This window comes from Peredibacter starrii (assembly GCF_034259205.1).
In the GTDB taxonomy this organism is placed as follows: Bacteria; Bdellovibrionota; Bacteriovoracia; order Bacteriovoracales; family Bacteriovoracaceae; genus Peredibacter; species Peredibacter starrii.
This window is the reverse complement of record NZ_CP139487.1, coordinates 2,574,595-2,597,210: the sequence shown is the minus strand read 5'-3', so window position 1 is coordinate 2,597,210 and position 22,616 is coordinate 2,574,595. Positions and strand designations below refer to the sequence as shown.

Annotated in this window: 14 protein-coding genes and 1 tRNA gene; 6 read left to right on the top strand and 9 right to left on the bottom strand. The window is 43.6% G+C overall.

The window, feature by feature from the left end; genetic code table 11:
- Positions 1-126: 126 nt before the first annotated feature.
- Positions 127-2,469 carry a Tex family protein gene (locus tag SOO65_RS13130; RefSeq protein WP_321390690.1) on the bottom strand — a complete coding sequence of 781 codons (2,343 nt, stop codon included), beginning with the start codon at positions 2,467-2,469 and terminating at the stop codon, positions 127-129.
- 121 nt (positions 2,470-2,590) lie between these two features.
- Here SOO65_RS13130 and SOO65_RS13125 point away from each other — a divergent pair, with 121 nt between their 5' ends.
- On the top strand, positions 2,591-3,586 hold the full coding sequence (locus SOO65_RS13125; RefSeq protein ID WP_321390686.1) for an FAD-dependent oxidoreductase: 996 nt from the start codon (positions 2,591-2,593) through the stop codon (positions 3,584-3,586).
- Here the strand turns inward: SOO65_RS13125 and SOO65_RS13120 are convergent.
- Positions 3,549-4,319: a pyroglutamyl-peptidase I family protein gene (locus SOO65_RS13120; protein WP_321390684.1), complete on the bottom strand. Its 771-nt coding sequence runs from the start codon at positions 4,317-4,319 to the stop codon at positions 3,549-3,551. The genes SOO65_RS13125 and SOO65_RS13120 overlap by 38 nt on opposite strands.
- A 142-nt stretch (positions 4,320-4,461) precedes the next feature.
- Here SOO65_RS13120 and SOO65_RS13115 point away from each other — a divergent pair, with 142 nt between their 5' ends.
- The gene (locus SOO65_RS13115) at positions 4,462-5,130 is read left to right on the top strand and encodes a hypothetical protein (RefSeq protein ID WP_321390681.1); all 669 of its coding nucleotides are present in this window, start codon (positions 4,462-4,464) and stop codon (positions 5,128-5,130) included.
- 17 nt (positions 5,131-5,147) lie between these two features.
- Here SOO65_RS13115 and SOO65_RS13110 read toward each other — a convergent pair whose 3' ends face one another.
- The gene (locus SOO65_RS13110) at positions 5,148-6,812 is read right to left on the bottom strand and encodes a hypothetical protein (RefSeq protein ID WP_321390678.1); all 1,665 of its coding nucleotides are present in this window, start codon (positions 6,810-6,812) and stop codon (positions 5,148-5,150) included.
- A 206-nt stretch (positions 6,813-7,018) separates the two neighbouring features.
- On the opposite strand from SOO65_RS13110, the gene SOO65_RS13105 reads away from it, so the two are divergent.
- Both SOO65_RS13105 and SOO65_RS13100 read left to right on the top strand, forming a co-directional pair.
- Positions 7,019-7,888, top strand: a complete 870-nt coding sequence (locus tag SOO65_RS13105; protein ID WP_321390677.1) for a protein-glutamine glutaminase family protein — start codon at positions 7,019-7,021, stop codon at positions 7,886-7,888.
- A gap of 76 nt (positions 7,889-7,964) precedes the next feature.
- The gene (locus SOO65_RS13100) at positions 7,965-9,941 is read left to right on the top strand and encodes a murein L,D-transpeptidase catalytic domain-containing protein (RefSeq protein WP_321390675.1); all 1,977 of its coding nucleotides are present in this window, start codon (positions 7,965-7,967) and stop codon (positions 9,939-9,941) included.
- Here the strand turns inward: SOO65_RS13100 and SOO65_RS13095 are convergent.
- The 5 genes from SOO65_RS13095 to SOO65_RS13075 all read right to left on the bottom strand — a co-directional run bounded on the left by SOO65_RS13095 (position 9,938) and on the right by SOO65_RS13075 (position 19,457).
- Entirely contained in the window at positions 9,938-10,996 is a 1,059-nt protein-coding gene (locus tag SOO65_RS13095) for a hypothetical protein (protein ID WP_321390673.1), read from the bottom strand. The genes SOO65_RS13100 and SOO65_RS13095 overlap by 4 nt on opposite strands.
- Positions 10,993-13,224 carry a hypothetical protein gene (locus SOO65_RS13090; protein ID WP_321390670.1) on the bottom strand — a complete coding sequence of 744 codons (2,232 nt, stop codon included), beginning with the start codon at positions 13,222-13,224 and terminating at the stop codon, positions 10,993-10,995. Before SOO65_RS13090 ends, SOO65_RS13095 begins: the two co-directional genes overlap by 4 nt.
- 19 nt (positions 13,225-13,243) lie before the next feature.
- Positions 13,244-17,005 carry a circularly permuted type 2 ATP-grasp protein gene (locus SOO65_RS13085; protein WP_321390667.1) on the bottom strand — a complete coding sequence of 1,254 codons (3,762 nt, stop codon included), beginning with the start codon at positions 17,003-17,005 and terminating at the stop codon, positions 13,244-13,246.
- A gap of 366 nt (positions 17,006-17,371) precedes the next feature.
- On the bottom strand, positions 17,372-18,790 hold the full coding sequence (locus SOO65_RS13080; RefSeq protein WP_321390665.1) for an ATP-binding protein: 1,419 nt from the start codon (positions 18,788-18,790) through the stop codon (positions 17,372-17,374).
- Positions 18,783-19,457: a response regulator transcription factor gene (locus SOO65_RS13075; RefSeq protein ID WP_321390662.1), complete on the bottom strand. Its 675-nt coding sequence runs from the start codon at positions 19,455-19,457 to the stop codon at positions 18,783-18,785. The genes SOO65_RS13080 and SOO65_RS13075 overlap by 8 nt, the downstream gene beginning before the upstream one ends.
- A 106-nt stretch (positions 19,458-19,563) precedes the next feature.
- Here SOO65_RS13075 and SOO65_RS13070 point away from each other — a divergent pair, with 106 nt between their 5' ends.
- Positions 19,564-21,030, top strand: a complete 1,467-nt coding sequence (locus SOO65_RS13070; protein ID WP_321390660.1) for a potassium/proton antiporter — start codon at positions 19,564-19,566, stop codon at positions 21,028-21,030.
- Positions 21,031-21,040: 10 nt separating this feature from the next.
- Here the strand turns inward: SOO65_RS13070 and SOO65_RS13065 are convergent.
- A tRNA-Met gene (locus tag SOO65_RS13065) sits at positions 21,041-21,117 on the bottom strand.
- A 79-nt stretch (positions 21,118-21,196) separates the two neighbouring features.
- Between SOO65_RS13065 and tilS the strand changes: the two genes are divergently transcribed.
- Positions 21,197-22,537 carry a tRNA lysidine(34) synthetase TilS gene (gene tilS, locus SOO65_RS13060; protein WP_321390657.1) on the top strand — a complete coding sequence of 447 codons (1,341 nt, stop codon included), beginning with the start codon at positions 21,197-21,199 and terminating at the stop codon, positions 22,535-22,537.
- Positions 22,538-22,616: the final 79 nt, after the last annotated feature.

The window sequence follows — 22,616 nt, the reverse complement described above, 5'->3', positions numbered from 1 at the left end:
TTTCTACATCAAACCGGGTGCCAGTGGGGAGAATCGAATTTTAAGGGGTTAGAAAACAGAGGTGTTTAGACTTTTTACTTCCGCTGGCGAAAGTGTAAAGGGTCCCCGAAGGGACCCTAAACGAAGTTACTTCTTTAATTGAAGACCTTTAAGTCCCGCGAAGGCATTGTTCTTAAACTGAGGGCCTGATTGCATTGGCTGCTGAGTCTGAGGACGGTTGCTCTTGCCTGGACGAGGACGACCTTGGTCAGTACCAGTCACACCTTCAACCTGTGAGTCTGACTTACAAGATAGAGAGATACGACGACGATCCATATCGATACCAAGAATACGAACTTTGATTTCCTGGCCAACTTTAAGTTCATCAAGAGCGTTCTCAACGAAACGGTCACTCATCTCAGAGATGTGAAGAAGACCATTCTCTTTAATACCGATATCAACGAAAGCACCAAACATCGCGATGTTTGTTACTTGTCCCTGGTACCACTGGCCTACTTTCAGATCTTTAAGATCAGAAATACCTTTCGTGAACTCAACTGACTTAAACGTTGTACGTGGATCTTGTGAAGGAGCTTTCAAACACTTCACGATATCTTGAAGAGTGATATCTCCAATCTTCTCTTTAAGCGCTTTATCATTCGCCAGATCGTTTTGAAGAGATTCATCAGTCAGAAGATCTTTTAGATCTTTCTTATGAGCTTTTACCCATTCTTCAAGCACAGGGTAACGTTCAGGGTGAATGAATGTTCCATCAAGTGCATGAGGACCGTTGTAAATACGAAGGAAGCCCGCTGATTGCTCGAAAACTTTTTGCGAGAAGCGAGTTACTTTTAGAAGATCCGCACGTGATTTGAAACCACCGTTTGCATCTCTGTATTTCACTACGTTCTGAGCAACTGTTGGACCGATACCTGATACGTATGAAAGAAGTGGAGCTGAAGCTGTGTTTAGATCCACACCTACGAAGTTCACACATGATTCAACAACCGCTTCAAGGTTATTTTTAAGTTGAACCTGGTTCACATCGTGCTGGTATTGACCGACACCGATTGATTTCGGATCAATTTTTACAAGTTCGGCCAGAGGATCCTGGAAACGACGAGCAATTGAAACTGCTCCACGAACTGTAACGTCTTTATCCGGGAACTCTTCACGAGCGATATCAGAAGCAGAGTAGATTGAAGCTCCGGCCTCAGAGATCATTGTCGCTTTCACTTTTCCGTCTTTAACTTGTGGGATGTGAGTTTCAACGAACTCTAGAGTCTCACGGCCATAAGTACCGTTACCAATGGCAATGTATTCAACGTTGAACATCTCAATCATCTTAGTAAGAATTTGAGCTGCGCCCACTTTATCGTTCTTCGGCTCGTGAGGGTAAACTACGTGGTCACCCATGAATTTACCAGTATGGTCTACGATGACGACCTTACAACCTGTACGAACACCAGGGTCAATACCAAGGACCGCTTTTGAACCAAGGTATGGTTGAAGCAGAAGGTTCTTTAAGTTCACGCCGAATACTGAAATTGCGGCAGTGTCAGCGATCTTTTTAAGTTCGTTTTTAACTTCCAGATCAAGTGAAGGCTGGATGTAGTTTGTGAATGATTTTTCTGCGCACTTTTTAAGAAGTTCGTAGTTCGCAAGCTTATCGCGCTTAGGGAAGAACTCACCTTCGATCAGACCAATACCGACCTCAGGAATGATCTCAGCGTCCACTTTAAGGACTTTAAGGTTCATACCACGTCTCATGGCCATATAACGGTGAGAAGCTTTTGGATCTTTAAGTTTTGCCAGTGGCTCAGAGAATTCGAAGAAGTCTTTGAATTTAGCTGCGTCTTCGATCTTGTCTCCGTCTTTACGTAGACCGGTCTTCATCACACCAGTTTCCCAGAACGTTTGACGGATTTTTTCTTTAAGCTCAAGCTGGTGGGCCATTGATTCCATAATGATGTCACAAGCACCATTGATGGCCTCTTGAACGTCCTTAATTTTACCGGCAGATGGCTTAACGAATTTCTCTTCCAGCTCAGCGATAATCGTACGAACGTCTTTATCACCTTTGAGGATCATCTCAGAAAGAGGCTCAAGACCATTGTCTTTAGCGATCATGGCCTTCGTTTTCTTCTTCGACTTATAAGGAGCGTAGATATCTTCAAGCTGAGTAAGAGTCGTTGCAACTTTGATTTGACGTTCAAGTTCCGGAGTAAGGGCCTCCATCTTCTTAATAGCATCTAAAATGAAAGCACGACGTTTTTCAGTCTCAACATATTCATTATAACTTTCCTGGATGTCGCGGATCTGAACTTCATCCAGGTTTCCAGTTACTTCTTTACGGTAACGAGAAATGAATGGAATCGTACATTCTTCTTCGAACAGAAGTTTACAAGTTGCCATGATTTTAGCAGGGGCAATCCCTAGCTTAGTAGTACAATAAATCATTGCATTCGGGTCTAGTGTCTGTGCGGCCATTAGGCAGATCTCCTGAAAAATATATCTCGAAATTACGAACCAAAATGGTAACGACGGAGAGTAGAAAATGGCAAGAATTTGTGAGAATATGTGAGGGAAAAATAAAAATAAAGGATAGAAATTGACGACTCTTGCCATTATTGGTAGCGGAATCGCTGGAAGAAGTTTGATTTACACTCTTGCCAAAGAGGAAAAATCCTTTGAGAAAATCACGGTTTTCTATTCTGATTCATTTACTTTCCCTTGTGCCATCCATTCTACCGCCATTGTTGCACCTCGCGGATTGAGCTCTGGACATTCTCCTTTGGGTGATTCCATCATGGCCGGATTCAATGAATTTTCTCGTCATGTTGAGCTTGATGCTCCCGCTGGAATTCAAAAAATCATCCAATATACTGGTGCCACAGAAAAGTTAGATCAATTCAAAAAGCGTTATCCAAATGGTTCTGTTCAAAAACTCTTTCTAACAAACGAAACCTATATTGCAACTGAACAGGCCTATCTTATCGATCCAACTCTTTATACCAACTGGTTATTATCTGAAACTCAGTCCATGGAAAAGTATCACTTGGAGTTGATTGAAGACCTGGTGATTGATGTGGAAGAAAATGAACGCGTTCACATCAAAACTCAGGACGGTCGCAGTCATTCATTTGATAAAGTGATTTTTGCTGGTGGAAACTATAATCGTTTCTGGACCCAGCTGGCCCCTACTTCAAAACTTAAATCCAGTAAACCGGTTCAGGGCTCTTATTATCAATTTGATCTTATCCAGTGGGACATGGATTCTTTTTCGCTCACACTGGATGGTGACAATCTCATCTGGAACAGGCCTTTAAAGCGTCTTCTTGTCGGTTCGACAACGGAAGATAAGGGCCATGTACTTCCGCCTATGGAAGAGCTTACGGCCATCTATCAGCGAATTTCAAATGCTGTAACTCTAGAGCTTCCACCAATTGAGAAAGGCGAGATTAAAGTTGGTCTGCGTGAAAAGGCCCAGAAAAGAGAGCCCTATCTTTTTCAAGAAGGTCATAAGATTTTTATCGGTGGATTGTATAAGAACGGCTATACTCTAAGTCTTAAAATGGCCAAGGACCTTTCTCGTCAATTCCTTTAACACGCTTATAGAACTCATTTAAGCAGGCATCGTTCTCATATGACTTTCGAAGGGTCTTAATCTCATTTTTATAAATTGGCAGGAGTTTCGGAGCGTGGTTTATCGCCTCTGGAATCATGTTCGAAAGATTGGCAATTGCCACTTCTGTTTTTGCAGGTAGGTCCTTACAGTTGTGACTTGGCACATGAATAAATCCGAAAGTCTCTTCAGGATAATAGTGAGCAAACTGATAAGCGAGATTGTTACAAACAAATGTTCCGGCATTATTTGAAACTTCCACTAGAGCGCGATTTTTCTGATCAAGCGAGCAGTACATTTTATCCAAAGGGTAGTTGAGCGCCACTGCGGCCTCACCTTCTGCCAGAATTTTTGTGCTCTTTCTTTCGTTGCCTTCATTATCAGGGCCCTTGGTCTTATCAAAGTTTCGGCCCGCAATTTCGATTTTAAAATTACAATTGGCCTCACCTAGCCCCAACACCAAGGCGGGAGCTTGAGATTCATTTTTAAGGCAATTTTCGAGCTGTGCGAATGATTTATCAAACACAGTTGAAAGAGCACAAAGCTTCAATTCAAATTCCGGATGGTTTTTAAGCTTCTCATTCAGGGCCAGGGCAACCCTCTCAGAGTTATTGAAAGGGGCCTTATCAAAAGCATCAAAGTAGCTCAGAAGAACTACGGGACGGGCCCAAAGATTAAGGCTCATTAATAAAGCAAAGACAGTCATCCATTTCATGGACTTTTTTTCCCTTTTTTGAGGCGTTTTGGGAAGGGGATCGGGAAGTTTTTACCCCCAAAGGAGGTAGTGCCAAAAAGGCCCAACAATACAGGAAACGGACCGAAAAGCTGGGTATCCACAAACTTTAAAAGGATGGCCCATGAAAAAATGGATTTTTTCGCTGGCACTGGTTTTCACCGTTTCTCTTAATCAATCTCAATCACAAGAAATGATTATTGATCATAAACATGATCATGCTCCTGGGGTCTTTTCACCCATGGATCCAGAATATTTAGATCCTGCCAAAGTCCAAACCGGTCACCTTTCGGTGAAAGGGATGCAGGTCACAAATTACAATCAAGAAGCACGTGCAAAACTTGATTCCGCCTTCGCGCTTTTAGAAAGAGTTGTGAATACGGAAGAGTTCAAAGAGCGCGTGATTAACTTTCGTAATACGAAAGGTGAGAGGGCCTTTGCTTCTAATAAAGGTCTTTCAAACGAAGAGATTTACGACATCTTTATGGAAGGTCGTGAAACACTTCAACAAGACACTCCAGGTGAGATGAACTTCTATCTCAATATGTACAATCGTCCCTGGTCAAAGGTGATTGGTTATACGACTGGAGACACGAATGTAATTAATACGAACTGGAAGTACTACAAGAACTTCACGGTAGATAGCGTGGTTAGTAACCTTGCTCACGAATGGACCCATAAGATCGGCTTTGATCATAAATCGGCCGCTGAACATGATTCAGCTCCGTATGCCATCGGTTACATCGTGGGAGATATGGCGAGACAAATTCTTAAAAAAGAAGAGCTCCACTAGGGAGCTCTTTCTTTATTTTACCATTTTCTAGATTCTTCAAGAAGCTTGTTCACAACCTGAATTAGTGGTTGCGGACGTGGATACTTAAACTCACAGTTAACTTTAATTGGCTCCCCACCGTTCATTGGGAACACCGGACACTTCGGGCTCTCTGTGAAGAAGCGCGCAGATTCTTCGTAGATGAAGCTATGAGCGGCCCAAGCTGCTGCCTTATATTCTTTCGGTGGAACTCCTTTAGCAAAGTCCCACTCTGGAAGACCAGGAAGAGGCTGGAAGTAGTTTTTCCAATCACGAGGAACAACCCAGAAGAAGTCTGGTTGGTGAGTTGAACCACCAAGACCTTGACCACCTTTCTTATTCACGCGCCACTGGCCACCAACAACATTACCCTTAGAGTTGATCTCGAGGTCGTAGTTGAATGTGAATGACTTGATCTTATCGTCTAGCTCAGAGTTAAGTTCTTTCTTCTTTGGGAATTCCCAGTCAACATACTTAAGATTAACTTGAACACCTACGATGCTAACAGCTTCAGGGTTACGAGAAACGCGGAACGGATCTTTTTCGCCATACTCGTTACGAGAGATAACTGAATCGCTTAGAGGACCTTCTTTACCTGTCTTAGGGTTGTAGTAAAAAAGCTCATAACCAGATACTGGTTGGTTTGCTACCGCTGCTTCGGCCGTTTTATCTACTACGAAACTTCTTCCTTCAACTCCAAGGATGTTGACCATTGAAACGTGGAAAATACCAGGGTGAACGTCAGCACAACGAGGGATAAGTTCAAGATCATCACGATCTTTTTCAACGTCAATATAACGACCGTTCTTATCTTTATCAGGGTTTTTCTTGTTACAACGGTTACCTTCGAAGATAACGTTCGACTGGATCGTTGAGTTGGCCCACATAAGAGAAATAAGGGCCTTGATATCATTTGGATAGAAAGGAAGCTTTCTTCCGTTTGGAAGAGTCACGGTCACTGTTTTTTCTGGACGCTCATAGTGACCAGCGGCCACTGCCCATCCGTGACAGATACCTTCCCAAGTTGCCATAAGTTTGTTGGCCTCAGGAATACGGTAGCCTTCTGGAATTTCAATTGCAGAAAGGAAGCCCCATTTCTTTTCGTTACCCCATCTTTCAGCGAATGCCCAAATACGGTTGGTAAGATCGAAAGTTGTATCACCTAGAAGAAGGTCATATTTTTCAGAAGGAGCAAGTTTAGCAAGGTCTTCATCAGTCAGTTGATTGATGATTGGATAAATTTCTTCCGCGCGCTTTTTAAAGTCTTTTACGTTCTTCTTCCAGTCAATGTGTTTACGAGCAGAGAAGATCAATGTCGTATAGTCTTTGTCCTGGTAAGTGTTGGCGATTTGTCCGCCGTTAAGTGGCCAGTAAGAACCACCCCATGGTTGAACTTTAGTATTGGCCGTATTGAGTTTGCGCTTTTCCATTTCAAAGATGTTTGAAATGTATTTTTCACCCTCGTTCAAAGCACGAAGACGTTCATTAATTTTTGACGTCTCAAATGGCTTGTAAGGATAAATTGTCTTGTTGGGCTCTTTCACTCCACCAGGAGTAGAACAGTCTTGAGTTTCAGCGTCGCAATCGTCTTGGTTATCGTATTGAGCGAAGACCGGTGTGGTCAAAACAACCAACGCGAGTGACATGAGAAGATGTTTTTTCATGATGCCTCCGGAAACGGATTTTCAATTTTGCGGAGGGGAGTATCAATTGCTGCCTGAAACCGCTAGTAAAATCATGTTTTTAAGTAAAGATTACATAAGAATTTTGACTAATGATTTCATAGGCTTAAGGTTGTTTTAAGGTGACGACTTTAATCAGGGAATGAATCATCATTTTGAAGATTTTGTTAAGACCTGGAGGTTTGAACATGAAATGGACTTTTGGCCTTCTCGCCTCTGTATTTGTCCTAGGAACGAGTGCCTACGCCACGGTTGAGGTAGATGCTACCAAGATTTTGCAGATTGATTACGCCCAAAATGGAGAGTCTGAGACCCTGGTCTATCTGGGGAACGGACGGGTAGTGAGATTAGATAAAAACTCTGATCTTATTCCTCATCTCAAGACTTCGCTCAAAAAGAAGGAGTGGGTAAATGTCACTACGACTTCTGAGCGCGAACTTTTGGCGGTGGAAAGTATTCCGGAGCCAGAAGAAAAAGGAATGGAAGAATTCGCTTCCACAAGTTCAATCAAGGAATATCGCGCGACTGTTATTCCTACTTATGATGAGGCCTACAAGATTTATAAGGGGATGAATCGTCGTTATCAGCAAGAGTCTCAATGCTATAACCGCGCTCATGTGTGGAGTTGGGAGATGCTGACAAAGCATCAAGTGCGTTCAATGAAAGTCTTCATGTTCTTCACCAGAAAATATATTCGTCGCTATAACTTTGAGTGGTGGTTCCATGTGGCGCCATACGTTTATGTTCGTGAAGACGGTAAGGTAAAAGAAAAGGTGATGGACTATCGTTATACTTATAGTCCGGTTTCGATGAAGGCCTGGACTGACATCTTCATGCATAACAATGCTGAATGTTCAGAGGTCACAAAATACACTGACTATGAATACACGCGCGAAGATCCGGCGAAAGGTTGGTGCATGCTTCTCAAAGTTCCGATGTATTATTACCAGCCGATTGATCTAGAGGCCCTGGATAAGAAAAGTAAGCAGAAGGATTTTTGGGGTGAGTGGGACCTCTCGAATGCCTACAGAGAGGCCTTTGGTATCTATACTAAGTAATCGATAACATTCTTTAAATGAGGTTTCTTGTCAGGGTTTGTCGGGTATGGACCGATAAGCCCTGGGAGGAATCCCCATGTCCAAATGGATAGTCTTTCTAGGCCTATTCTTATCGTTTTCGGTCCTAGCTCGGACCAACGATGCTCTCATGCGAGAGTCCTGGACTCGCGACCTGAAAAGTCTCCTCGCCGAAATTGATATACAAGACACCAAGTTGTTAGTGGAGAGTGAGAAGAACTTTCTTCTTCGTTTTACACTCATTGAAAGTGCCTGGGCAGATTCACGCTTTAATTGTTTTTATGGTGGATGGCCAAGTGTCCTTCGCTTAAGTGGCGGAAAAAAACTTTGTCAGATGCCAACGAGGTCCAATCCTGGCTACAGTCAGGGAACTTGCGGTAAGAGCGAAATCCAATGTCAGCCGATGCTCTTTGATAAAGGTCTCTGTGTGCCTTTTGGTTCAGCAGAAGAAAGACGCTCATCATTTTCAAACTGTGAGAAGAAATTTCAGGCCAAGGGTGGAAACTATTCTTTCCTGGATGATCCTTCCGAAAAGGATCTCTTAGAGCTTCAGGAAATTTCTCTGGTGGCGGGTGAAGTTTGTGGACCTCATTCAAAATCTCCTCAGAAAAATACCATCATTTGTAAGAACATTATGAAGAAACTTCCGGATGGACTTAAATCCATTCAGCAAGGTGTGGCGAGAAGTACGGCCAGCACGGCAGAAGATACAGGGTCCGTTTCAGAAGTTAAGCCAGAAAAAGTAAAAAAGGCAATACCTGAAAAGGTAGTGGTCGATTCTGCTCCTGAATTAACTCCGCATAATGAAGAAGATTGTGATGAGCCATCTCACTCTCATCGTGAAGTGCAGACCTTCGCCAATGCGTTGGGGCAGGTGGCCGGCAGTTCCATGGACACTATATATGAGGACATGAAACAGAAGTTTCAGAATTCTCCATTTTGTAAACCTGAGAACGTCATGAATGATCCGGGGAAACAACCTAGTGGGCTCTTAGTTCGCCTCCTCGAAAAAGATCTCAGAGGTCTTGAGTACAACGGCAACATCGATGATGTTTTTAATCGTTATGATGTATCATCCTCGGTCCGCAGTCAGGTCCAGTCATATGCCTCTCAAATTAAGTCCAATAGTGGTGACGTCAAAACCTTGCGCCTGCGTATGAGAGCGATCTTTTATCAAGATGTCCTTGGGAACCAGAATCTTGATATGAGTAAATTTCAAAACGACATCGCTCAGGAGCTGGTTAAAGACCATGTGTTTAAAACCGGTGATGATGGTAAACCAGAATGTCCTTTTATTTCCAAAGACGCTTTTATGAAGGCGATGAAGGGGCGGGCGAATGTGATGAGTAAGTACAAGGGCAGTGTGAAGCTTCCGGATCAAATCACCATCGTCGATTACTCTCGTCCTTCTAATGAAAGACGAATGTATGTTCTCGATCTGAATAACCTTGAAGTTCTGCATAATACCTGGGTGTCCCATGGAATCGGAAGTTCAGATAACGGTGCCGGAACTGACGGCCTAGGTGGAAGTCCTGAAATGTCGAACGTGAATGGTTCTCTTAAATCATCTGAGGGATTTGTTATTGCCGGTAAAGCGAGCAGTGGTTCGACATTCGGAAATAATGTGATCTTAAACGGTATCGATAGAAACAATACGAACATGGCCAGTCGTGCGGTGGTGATGCATGAATGGATCACCCCGATGGAAGATTATTCAATTGGAGTGAGAGATTGGGACAGGGAGAGAAAGAAATTTTCGGGCCCGGTTGATTCTGTTCGTCTGATGAAGAACATTAATCCAAGCACTGCATCTGCGACGGAACTTGAGAACGCCATTTATAGAATGACTGATGCCACTCGTGTCTCTAAATACATGGCGACGACCGAAGGTTGTCTGGGAGTTTCAGGAGCAGTGATGAAGCATTTGGATAAGAAGAAAAGAAATGTGAGTCAGTTGGAAGCTTTGAGACAAGATCTTCCGGGCTCGATTATTTTCAGTTATTCGGGCCCGGAGATGAAATCTAATTTTTTCTAGAAGCGAACAGCGAAGTCAGCACCAAAGGCCGTCGTTTCCGGACGGAACTTCAAAAGCGCCTGAGAGAACAATCCTACACTTTGAAGATACTTGATCTGCTGAGGGAAATACGTCAGCGACAGTCTTCCTCTGTGAGAAAGGTTGTTGTTGAAGTCACGTGAACCCGTCTGAGCACCACGCTGGTCCCAGTCCATTGTGATCACTGAACCCACTTGCCACTTATCGTTGAAGCGATAGTTGGCATAAGGACCACCACTCACAATCATCGTTTGAAGAGCAGTTGGTCTACCACCAACGAATGGAGCGGCCTTCACGTTATTATTATAATAAATACGATAGATCTGACTCATAAGACCTACGTTCCAGTGAAGGTTCGGTAGATTGAAAGCAAAACTATTCGAGGCCACCCAACCAAAGCGCATTTCATCATCTTTCGAAATTTCCGAAGTCGGGAATTCATATGAAAGAGTTGAGAAAAGTGTACCGGCCGCAAAACGAAGAGACGGTAGACTCACATAGGCGCGGGCGTTGAAGAACTCACTATCAGGTCTGTTAGTGAAAGTGCCGCCGCTACGATCTTTATTATTAACTTCTTTAGTATATCCGTTAGCCGCTGAAAGAGTCGCACCCACTGCCCAGTCAGTATTGATCTGGTGACGAAGGTTCACAGCATGGAAACTTTGCATAGGAGCAAAGCCCGAGTTTGGAGTATCTAGACCCTCCTGGAACACGTTGTACGTGTTACCACCGCCAGCGGCAGTAGGTCCGAGGAACTGTTGATAGTATGAGAGGGAAGTGTTCTCCCAAAGACGGCGGCCAAGACTTTTCTGAGGCATGCCGATTTGAAGAACCTGGCCCGTGTTCGAGCTTTGGTAAGTTTGGTTTGCACCTGATGCCTGTGCCAGGGCCGCATTACTGCTGTTGTTACTCTGCATGTTCTGCAGGGCCTGATCGTTTGATTGAGCTCGCGCCGCTTGAAGCATGAACATCAGAACTGAGCCGGCCATGGCCGCGATGAGAATCTGTGAAGAGAGTCCTTTCCGATTGATTTTCATAGAGTGTGTCCTGCGGTTTTTTGGTTTTGGGCCACGCCGAGGTTATCTAATTTTTCCCGGTCTGATAAAAACTCTTTCAAGTTGTCGATCACGATCATTCTCTGAGTTGATTCAATATCTTTTCCGAGACGATTCATGATCTCCTCTCTGATCCCCACGTACTCAAGAGTGAGATTGTGGAGAAGGGTCTCGAAGAGCATATTTGCTTTTGAACGACTGAGCATCTCGGCCGGTGTCAATGCTTGTCCTGAGACATCGCGCTTGATCAGAAGTGCCAGCTCTTCACGCTTCGCTGAATAGATCGACTGAAGAATCCATACTGTGTTTCGCACAGACCAGATGTACATATTCAGACCCATATTCGAAGCTTCTTCTGCTTTCGAGTTCTGTAAGAATAGGATTTCCCACTGACGCTTCATATAGCTGCGGAACTCTTTTGTGTCATAAACATTTTTCTGTTTAAACAAATCAGAGTTTGCCTGAAGGTTCTTCAGCACAGTTCCATGTTCTTTGCGAGCATTTGAATAAAACTCAGCAAGTTTTTGGATCTTGTCATAGCCCTCTGGCTTTTTGAAATCCTTGTAACGCCATGAAAGAATATTAGTCATCTCTTCCATGAACACAAATGAGCGGCCCACGTAGTAGTCACTACGCTTTTGTTCTTTGTCTTGATCGAGCATTACGTAGATTTGATCGAGGATAAAGCGCGACATTCTATCCCAAAGATAAAGCTCAAGCTGCTGGGTACGGTTGATCTCGTTGAAGAGATATTGCTTCATCTTCGCCGACATATTTGGATTTTCTTCGCGAAGTTTGAAAATAAGATTGTTATAGCGCTCGAGTTCTTCCCAAGTCGCTTCTACCTGCATCGGGAAGTTATATTGAGTTTCTAGCTGCTCAAGACGGCCCATACGTGAGGCGTATTCAATGTTCTCTTCGTAGGCGATTTGAAGCTGCTTAAAGTTACTCATACGCTCACTCCAAGAGGTCTTATTCACTTGGTCTGAGTCAGTTGATAAAAGCATGTTTAAGATAGATGGCTTGGCCTTCTCAGTCGCGCCATCACCCAAACTCACCAGAAGTGAGTCAACTTTTCCATTTGTCACTTCAGATGGATTGATAATATTGGCCATGATGAAGTCATTATTATTGGCCGGAGCTGCGCTCTTGGTTGATACCGTATCAGTCGCCTGAACCGGAAGCGTAGGAGCAGGAGTTGTCGTGGTCGCAATGGCAGATTTACTGCGCATATCATTGATCGCCACATCGCTCTTATCAAGAATCTGCATGATTTCAGTTTTAACTTCAAGATAAGTCGCGCGTACACGTCCTACCGCCTGCATCGCATGCGGGTTCATTGGCATCGTAATAAAATAGTATGTGAACGGTCCATAAACCGCTAAAGCGATCGAGTAGCCCAGATTGTTTTTCACTGTCTGGAAGAACCAAATGACCTTGCCCACAGTATAACGATAGAGAAGTCCCTTGGCGTTGTTTACAGGACGGGCAATGATACGGGCCATGAAGTTTCCGCCGTCTTTTCTCAGAAGAGCGAGCTTCATGCGGGTCTTATTTAATTTGTGAGCACGAACCTTGGTATCAACAATTCTTTTGAGATCAACTTTATAATTCTTGAAAACCAGTTGACGCTCTTCCCAGGTAAGAACCGGGTCCATTTCAGCAGCAAGGATCTTGTTGTAGATGTTGTTAATCGCCGGATCATCGGCGCGTTCGCGGATAGAAATACGAATAAGCTTAGAGTTGTAGGCAGTTTTTAAAAGCTGCTCAACAGAATTTACGATCTGAGTATTAGTTTTTCCTTCCGCCGCGTTCTTATATTCCATGGAAAGGAAATTGTAGAAGTGGTTTAGGATTGGACAAGTGAGATCCATTTCATGGAAATCTGGAATGGCGGCCTTGAGAGCTTCTTTGTCCGAAGTGAACGTGATGTCCCCTTGAACGTTGAAGTAATCATAGCGCTCATATTCTTCGCCACTGTTTCTAAGAATGCGTTTTAAGACGTAGCCGGTTCCACCAAGAATGAGGCCCACTTTCAATTCACCAATGAGGCCATCTTCCTTGTATTCAAAGCCCGAAAGCCCACCCATATTACGGATAGGAGTCACTACACCATCAATGGCGTAAAGCTTCTTACCACCGTCCTGGAAAACAGTTTCCAGAAACGGTTGGAGTTTTGGAATATCAGCTGTCAGTAGTTCGAGTCTCATAACTTAAATCCTGCAGAACTTACTGTTGCTGCTGCTGTTGAGTTTGGTTGTAACTATTTCCAAGGGAAATCGTGCTCAAAATCGGACGTAGTGTGATCGATTTTGAAAGCTCAAGTTTACGGGCGAAACTCACACCGTAGAACTGATGGTTTCCAATGGCGGTCAATGCTTCATAATCAGGACGAGCTTTCTTAATGGCCCTCATGATTTTTGGCGTATTTAACTTAATCTGCATGTCGTTTGCAGATGGAAGGGCCGAGCGAATTTCGTCCCAACCGATTTCAAGACCAAGCTCTTTAGCAAAGAGAATGTTCTTGGCGTTTTCCAGTGCCGGAATGATTTCCTGTAGGGCCTTCACCTTAACTTGGTTAGAGTTCGGCATCATATAACCGAAGAGTGAGCCATATTTATTCAGGATCGCATCGTAGTCTTCGCGAGAGCTATTGATACCATCACGAATCTCAGTGATGAGGTTCGTGAAGAAGTAAGGCACAATTCGATCAGCTAGACCATAAAGCGGCTGACGTTCAACTGAGATGTCTACTGAAAGACCCTCAAGAGAAGCGGCCGAAACTCCCAGGAAGTTTCCGTAGAAGTTTAAGAAGTAGGCCTGAGCAATAGCACCGTCAGAAAGAGCGCGAGCTTCAAGCTTAGTTGTCTCTTCAATCTGATGGTAGTGAATCACCTCGTGACCAGCAGTATAGATCTGAGTCAGAGGATCAAGCTCTTTTCTGATCCAGATAAAGATATCTGAGTCTGAGAACAGACCATGTGATTTACGTTTTTTAGCAAAACACTCACCAGCGTCCTCACGGGCCGACAGGTGATTTTCACGGATTTTCTGGCCCGATAGGATTGAGATCTTATTCGGAGTCAGTTCATTAACAAACAGACCTTCGAGAGTCAGGCCCTGTTTCTTGGCAAATTGTTCCAGATTGTACTTGGCGTACGGCATGGCCGGCATAAGTTCAATCAGATCTTTTACACCCACGCGACGAGAGTTCATGATCTCGCTCATGCGAGCAAGGAAAGGGAACTCTTTAAAGTGAGCTGTGCGCTTTTTATTTAAGAAGGCATTTCTCTTCTCAGCTGAAAGCTTCTTCGCCTCAGCTTCGATCTTCATCCAGGCAGCACGAGCGGTCTTGATGTGCTCAGGGATATAGTCTGATTCAGTTAGAAGCTCACCAGTGGCAAACTCTTTTTGAGAAGCAGACAAGAAGCCAGAGGTCTTTTTAAGGCTTTCTTCTGAAAGACCAAAAGTTTCAAATTTAAGTTCAGGGTGAACCGTCTCAACAGTGAAAAGTTTTGCGAACTCGATCGCCTTTTCAGAGTTTTGAAGACGCTCTCTCACCATGTTCATGAAAGTATCAATCAGCTTCATCATGTTGATGGCCGTTTTTCCTGTGACCAATTCACGTGGGAAAGAGGCCTCAATGCTACCGCGAAGGGCAGAGATCAGAAGATTGTATTCTGCCAGAAGTTTCTTATTCGTTCCTGCTTTTTCTAGAAGAGACGCTTTAAGATTTTTCAGAATCTTGCGGTCATGCTTACGGTTTTCTTCTGTGTAGTTCTGGTACACGATGTCCTGGTCCAGAACCAGAAGCTCATCCATCATGTCACGGAAGCCCTTCGGAAGCTTGTTCTTCGATTCAAGACGCTCTAGTGTTGTCACGAGTTGAATCTGGTTTGTATTGATCTTCTCGAAGAAAGCAGCAATTTCCATTGTCGCTTGTTTTGCCTCAAGAACATCAATGATCTTGTAAACCGGCTCAATGGCGCGTGGGTTAAGGAACGAAAGAACCTCACGGCACTGAGTCTTAAGTGATAGGGCCAGACCAAGCAGTGTATAGCTATCGGCCGTATTGTTTTTGAGGTGATTGTAGATCTCAGTCGCTAGACGAGAAACCTGAATCAACTGGGCCGCCACAAACATCGGAAGGTGAGTTTGTAGAGGAACCGGAGTCTTTTGTTTAATGTACTCAGCTGCAGTTACTGATTCAGAAGAATTTGTATCATCAACCACCACGAACGGAGCATAACCGCCGCCTTTCGAAGTATTCACGATAGAACTCATCGGTCCTTTCTCTTCAGGAGCGTAACGGACAAGAGCGTTGTGAGTCATCTTTGGAAGTGCCTTGGCTCCACCGCCGTAGAACACCCATAGACGAATATCGGCCGCAAGGTTCGCAAAACGAGAACCTTTCTTATCTTTCATCGCCACTGGAATACGAGCGATCTTTACTAGCTTCTGATAAGCGTAGTGAGAAGGGTTCTTCTTGATCATGTTCATGACTTCTTTCTTCGCTTCGTCAGAAAGAGTCTTCATGATGTAGATACCTGAACCACCAGATAGGTTAGGTGCTTTAATTACCCACTCATCCATGTTCTTCTCAATCACTTTCACTGACTCTTTCTTAGGAGGAAGAGTTTCAGGGGGAGTGATCTTTGGGCCATTAGTTGCGATTCCAAGTTCTTTAAGCTTAGGAGCGAAGAACTTAGGAGCATATGTAGTTAGGGCCGCCAGGATAATTTTGTTATCCAGGATACGGTTTAATCCACCCATATAGATCTTCTTATTCAAAATAGCATCCAGAAGACCTGGAACTGCGTAGTCTGATTGAAGAGGAATAGGATCACCATTAACATCAAGAACCATTGGAGCTTCACCTTCTTCACCAAGTTTAAGTGAATCGCGAAGGTAGATTGGCTCATTCGTATCAGGGTCACGAAGGATAATGCCCTTATCCACATCGAAGAGAGCAGAATCAGCATTAATACGAGAGTAGATCGCCGTTACGATCGGATTAGAACCATTGATCGTACGAAGACGGATATAACCTTTCTCGTCCTGGAAAAGCTGAACAGGATCAGCGTAAACAAGACCAGAGTAAGCAGCAAGGTTGTGGATCTCAGGAGCGGCACCGTTCATACCACCTGGAGGTAGAATAACTTGAATACCGTCTTTTACACCGGTCCAGTCTTCACCTAGAGATTTATAAGTGTCGGCAAGAACCTGAAAGTGATCGTTAGGCATCATCTTGCCCATTGATTCTAGAACCTCAGGGTTCTGCTCGTAGTGGCCCTCAAGTACGTTCATGTTGTTTGAAGCACCAGATGGAGCTCCTGCATTCAACTCAAGGATACGGAACGGAAGCTCTGGAAGCTTCGAGGTCTTTTTTGCCTTAAGAAGTTTTTCGAAGTTCTTTGATTGCTCAAGGTAATCTTCGATCAAAACCAGATCCAGACCCACGTTATCGAAGAAAGGATATTTCTTCATGTTCGGGTGGTGGAGTTGTGGGAAATAGTTCGGAGACTCCATGATGGCGTCTACGAAGATTTTACGAATTTCAACTGGAAGAGACTTCACGAATGGAGAGTCCTTCACAGACTTAGAACCGTAGATGTCCTGGATCACACAACGAAGAGAAACGATAAGCGACTGGGCCGCTTTCTCAATCGTGTTATAAACTGATTTTTGTAACGGAACGATCGTAGTCGTACATGGAACCGTAAAGATTTTGTAGTTCCCGTTGGCGTCTGATTTTTGGAAAGTAAGATCGCGTTTACGAATGAACTTCGTAAGGTTCTGCGACTCTTTCAAGTGAACAGAGACTTCACGAGAGAGTAGATTTTTTACCAGAGCTTTCGAGTGATTATAGGGGGCCCTTTTTCTCCTTGATGAGAAAATGTAATTGGCCACATCGACTTTAACGCTTCCAATGAACCCAAGGTTCGGATTGTAAGGCTCTAGTTTCCGACGTTGATTTTTCACTTTAATCACAATGACCTCTCCGAAAATATCGAAAAATTAAATCGTTTTTAATTCGTGCTGCAGTGTAGCGAATTTTAAGACGCTGCGCATGCATAACCCCTTAAGAATGTAAAAATGATAGGCAATGCATTTGGGGCCCTAAAGTCCACGTGCCTCTATGCAATTTCCGTGACAGGAGATTTGAGTAGAAAAATTCAGAGGTTAACTCAGAAAATGAGGTTAGTTTTTAGGGGAAAATTGGGGTTCTTGGGCAAATTGCTACAAGATGCAAGTTGTCTAAATCATTGGAGAATTTGTTTAGAAAAGCCCGAGCAATTGGGATCAAATAAAGTTTGTGATGTTTGGTAAGAACTATCTACTTTCTAATGCTTAGCCTTAATTGAAGCGAACGATGAATCGACTGCCTCTTTGGCCAGGGCGCTCATAAAGAATTTGGGCATTGTGGTATCCGGCGATACGGTTAGCGATAGGAAGGCCAATTCCGGTACCTGGAATACTGATTCCAGGGCCTCGGTGAAAACGCTTAGTAAGGAACTCTTCGAAATCCCCAAGAATACCGGGCCCTTCATCCTGGATCCAAACTTCAAGTTTTCCGTTAACAATCTTGATGTCGATTTGAATCGTACTATTTTCCGGCGTGTACTTGATGGCGTTATCTAAAATATTTTCAAACAAGCTATCGAGAAGTTGCTTTTCGCCCATTACGGTTAAGCTTTCAGGCGGAATATCTTCTGAAATATTAAACCGAACTGTGACTTTCTTTTCGCGAGACTTATAGGCCAGTCGTGATGAAGTCGTAAGCAGAAGATCATCAATTCTTTGCGGGTTAAAAATAAAGTTTTCCAGACCTGATTCTACTCGAGAAACAAGAAGCATGTTGGCCACAAGTTCAATCAGACGACTGATCTCTTCGCGAAGAGATTTTTGAAAACGAACATAGTCTTCGATGTTGCGAGGTTTTGATTCAAGAACATCCAGCTCTCCCTTAATGATGGCAAGGGGAGTATTGAGCTGGTGACTGGCGTTAGATACGAAATGCTCCTGGGCCTTAAAGGACTTCTCTAAACGCTCCAGAAGGTTATTAAGGGTCTTTGAAAGCTCTGCCACCTCATCCCCAGTGTTCACTTCAGGAACTCTAAGAGAAAGGTTTTTGGCCGCAATATTATTCGCGGTGTCCGTCAGACTCTTAATGGGAGTCAGGGCATTTCCCGCAATGAGATATGAAGCAAAACTTGAAATAAGGATGAGGATCGGCACCATGAGGGACGTCATGACAAGATGGCGGCGTTCCTGATCTTCCAGAGCGTCCGAAGGAGTGGCCACCTGGAGGATCATTTCTTTTTTACCGGAGCGATTTGTGATTTTTAAATTCACCGCCCGGTAGTGAAGGTCATTTGAATTGAAAGTAAAAAAGCGGTGAGTGTAATCTTCTTTGCGCGGAAGTGTGGGATCAAAGGGGATTTCATCAAAGGGAGATTTTTCGTCCCCACGAGAAATAATTTTTCCATCAATGGAACGCACAAAATAATATGTTTCTTGAAGCATGAACGGGAAGGCCTTACGGTCTTCTGATGCTGGAAGTGTAAAGTTAATCTTCAGGCCCGCATGATCGACTTCTAAATGTTCTGAAAGGTCGATGGCGTAGTTAAAAAGGCCGTGATCAAAATCAGCTCTGCCGTCTTGCAGGTACTGGTTTGTGATGATGTAGGCGAAAGCACAGATGAAGAGACCGAATAACGTCGAATACACCAACGTTAATCGGAATCTGATGCCGTTGAATAAATATCTAGTCAATTTTGTTCAGGACGTAGCCCTGTCCAACAACAGTCTTCAAAATTTTCTTAGGATATGGGCTATCGATCTTTTTCCTTAGGTGGTTGATGTAAACATCAATCACGTTTGAATCAGGATCGAAGTCCGCGCCCCACACCTGACGTGCAATGGCCGAACGGTCCATAACTTTCTCTTGGTTTCTCATTAGGAACTCAAGCAGAGAAAATTCTTTTGTTGTTAGTTCAATGCGGATTCCATCGCGAGTTACGTTACGAGTGATAAGATCCATGATCAAATCGCCATTACGTAATTGTGCTTTGTCGTCACTTTTTCTACGAATGAGTGCTCTTACACGAGCAAGGAGCTCTTCGAATTCAAAAGGTTTTGCAAGATAATCATCTGCACCTGAATCGAGTCCCTGAATTTTGTCTTTAGTTGTTGAGAGTGCGGTGAGCATGAGAATGAAACCATTGTGGCCATTTGCTCTTAATTCTTTGGCGAAATCCATCCCGCTCATCTCAGGTAACATCACATCGAGGATTAAGAGATCAAACTTTTTTGATCGGATCAATTCGCGCGCGATTCCCGGAGATTCTGCAGTTTCTACTTCGTACCCAACTTCCTTCAGCCCTTGTTGAATGAAGGCCGAAACTTTTTTTTCATCTTCAACTACGAGTATGTTGATCATGTGAACCTCTCACGGAGAATTTTCCTCTATAAAGGTAAGTTTAAGGTGGACCGGTGTCAACCAAACATTTAGGTAAAGAAAAGTTAAGACAGGTTAAAATTCCTTCATGGACAAGGCATTTCTCCAGCTTATGCTGGCGTCCGGTGTTCTACTCTTAATCAGCGTCTTTGCAAGTAAGACATCTACTCGTTATGGCATTCCCATTTTGTTGATCTTCATTTTGGTTGGGATGCTTTCAGGAGTAGAAGGTCCTGGTGGCATACACTTTGATAGACCGGTTTTGACACACATTTTAGGCACCATCTCATTGATGTTTATTCTTTTCTCCGGAGGACTTTCAACTCAGTTGCAAACGGTGAGTCCAGTGTGGAAAGAAGGCACCCTCCTTGCTTTTTTTGGCGTGATCATTTCAACCTTGGTCATGGCCTGTATCATCCATTTTGCTCTGGGTTGGGACTGGGTATCATCAGCATTGTTAAGTGCAACATGCTCTTCAACGGATGCTTCGGCGGTTTTTGGAATTTTAAAAACTCAGAAGCTTCAACTTCGCTCACGTATTCAATCTCTTTTAGAACTTGAATCGGGGAGTAACGATCCTACTGCGGTTTTTCTCACCTTGAGTTTGATTCAAATTATTTTGCGACCAGAGAACTTCACTTGGAATGAAGTTTTGATGAATTTTTTTATTCAAATGTCTCTTGGGGGCCTGGCCGGTTGGTTTTTAGGAAAGGGAATGGTTCATCTGATTAACTGGCTTGATTTGGAATTTGAAGGTCTCTATCCGGTACTGACCATTGCTGGTGTCATTTGTATTTATTCACTCACAGAATTCTGCGGAGGGAATGGTTTTTTAAGTGTGTATATTGCGGGTCTCGCGATGAGCGATGAGAAATATTTTAATAAGAAGACCCTCACGGTGTTTCACGATGGTCTGGCGTGGCTCATGCAGGTAATTATGTTCCTCATGCTCGGGCTTTTGGTCATTCCGTCTGCCATTGGGCCTATCATGGGCACTGGAGTGTTTCTTTCTCTGTGCCTTCTTTTTGTCGCGCGTCCCTTGTCGGTCTATTTTTGTCTTGTTCGATTCAAGTATTCACTCAATGAAATGATGTTTGTAAGTTGGGGCGGACTTCGAGGTGCAATTCCGATTATCCTTGCGACCTATTTGTTAGTGAATAAAGTGCCTGGTTCCAAGACCATGTTTAATCTTATTTTTTTTATCGTGATTCTTTTGATGCTGATTCAAGGAACGAGTCTCGGACATCTGGCAAAATGGCTTAAGGTTCAGGAGCCTTTTTCACCACGTCGGAGACTTCCTTTTAAGTCACGCCATCATGGTAAAGACTTCGTTGAGTTTGAAGTGAGAGAAGGTTCGCCCCTATTGGGTAAAAACATTCTTGAGCTTAACTTTCCTATGCAGGTGCTTGTTGTCTTAATTCATAGAGGAGAAGAAGATTTTATGCCGGATGGTAATACGGATATCGAGTTGTATGATAGACTTGTATGCCTAGTAGATACTGATGCAATTCCTGAATTGGAGAAGATTATTCAATGCAGAAGAGAAGATTTCTAGGGGAAAAGAATGGTAGCAACGGGCGGAGTTGAACCGCCGACCCCAGCGTTATGAATGCTGTGCTCTCACCAACTGAGCTACGTTGCCCCAGAAAAAAAGTAGTGTAATATTAATCATGGGAAAACTGTCCGTCAATATTATTTCCTATATTTAGAAGTGCTAACACATGAAAAGATTAAGTCCCATAGCGTACCGAGCCTTATTTTTTAAACACGCCTGGCGTTTTCTAGGAAATGTGACCGTTTCTAAGGAGCTTTCTGGCTCCCACGCGGTTGCTGTTTCAGGTGGATTGGACTCGATGTGCCTGCTGTGGTTCGCTCAATCACTACATAAACAAGGGAAAATTGGACCGGTAAGGGCGATTTTCGTTCATCACCATACCCGCGAAGGTCAGGATGCTGACGGCGAGCTTGTAAAGAAATTTTGTAAAGAGGAAGGCATTCCTTTTAAAATGCTCCATGTCGAAGGTCTTTCAGCTTCGATTGCTAATTTTGAGGCAAAGGCCCGTAAAAAGCGTCGTGAACTTTGTATCAATGATCTGAAATCAAATGAATTACTCTGGGCCGGACATCACCTGGATGACTCATATGAATGGAACCTCATGCAGAGGAATCGTTCAACAAACCCGAAGGCGGCGGTTGGCATTCCGGTCAGAAACCGAACCATTGTTCGTCCCTTTTCATGTGTAACCAAAGCTCAGATTAGACGTTTAGCAAAGTTTGAAGGCATTCCTTTTAGAGAGGATCCGACCAATCGTGATCTCAAATACGATCGAAATTTTGTCCGCTACAAAATCATCCCTCTTATTAAAGAGCGCTATCCGAAATATTTAAAGTTCTATTCTCATTACGCAAACTTCTCAACCATGATGTTGAAAACAAACATCATGAGTCGCGCTGGCACTTCGAAGATCTTTGTCTTTGAGCAAGGCGCAGTCCTGGTGGGCAGTCATTATTCCGAGATTCAGATTCAAGAGATCATTCACACTTATTCAAATACGGATCGGGGAGAGATCATCACTCCGATTGAGCGCATGCTTCGTGCGATTGATAATGGCAAGAAAGGTCCGTTCCATTTCAGTGGTGGAATGGAGGCCTTCAGTAACAACACAGTGCTCATGATTTATCAGCAGGGCCTGAAGAATTACGATGAATCCATTGCGAGGACTTTATCTACTCTCACAACGAATCAGTTGATGAGTATGTCCACTTATAAGAGAGTTGAACTCGAATACGCCTGGCAGAATCTCTTACAGTCACCAGATGCAATGCTTAACATGCCGGGTCTCGTATTAGTTTTGGAGTCCGAGTCAATTTGTAAGACATTAAATACTTCTGTGTTTAATGAACTTTTCCCTCGAGTTTCTGAAGTTTGTAAGGAGCGGGGATTGCGCTTTATTACTTTTCAGAAGTGTTTAGATACATGGATGAGCAAGAAAGAAAAGTTGCCTGAAAGACTCAGGCTTTTACCTCTCTCTAATCTTTCCAATCTCTTTGCTTCCCATTAACAGAAGTCTTTCTGTATAATTGAAGCCAGCCTCGACTCGGCTTTTTTTATTCCTCAAGAGTTACAAAAAGGTTTCTATC

Coding starts and splice junctions, on each gene's coding strand:
- SOO65_RS13130 (WP_321390690.1), bottom strand. CDS start 2,469: ATGGCCGCACAGACACTAGACCCGAATGCAATGATTTATTGTACTACT.
- SOO65_RS13120 (WP_321390684.1), bottom strand. CDS start 4,319: ATGAAATGGATGACTGTCTTTGCTTTATTAATGAGCCTTAATCTTTGG.
- SOO65_RS13115 (WP_321390681.1), top strand. CDS start 4,462: ATGAAAAAATGGATTTTTTCGCTGGCACTGGTTTTCACCGTTTCTCTT.
- SOO65_RS13110 (WP_321390678.1), bottom strand. CDS start 6,812: ATGAAAAAACATCTTCTCATGTCACTCGCGTTGGTTGTTTTGACCACA.
- SOO65_RS13105 (WP_321390677.1), top strand. CDS start 7,019: ATGAAATGGACTTTTGGCCTTCTCGCCTCTGTATTTGTCCTAGGAACG.
- SOO65_RS13100 (WP_321390675.1), top strand. CDS start 7,965: ATGTCCAAATGGATAGTCTTTCTAGGCCTATTCTTATCGTTTTCGGTC.
- SOO65_RS13095 (WP_321390673.1), bottom strand. CDS start 10,996: ATGAAAATCAATCGGAAAGGACTCTCTTCACAGATTCTCATCGCGGCC.
- SOO65_RS13090 (WP_321390670.1), bottom strand. CDS start 13,224: ATGAGACTCGAACTACTGACAGCTGATATTCCAAAACTCCAACCGTTT.
- SOO65_RS13075 (WP_321390662.1), bottom strand. CDS start 19,457: ATGATCAACATACTCGTAGTTGAAGATGAAAAAAAAGTTTCGGCCTTC.
- SOO65_RS13070 (WP_321390660.1), top strand. CDS start 19,564: ATGGACAAGGCATTTCTCCAGCTTATGCTGGCGTCCGGTGTTCTACTC.
- tilS (WP_321390657.1), top strand. CDS start 21,197: ATGAAAAGATTAAGTCCCATAGCGTACCGAGCCTTATTTTTTAAACAC.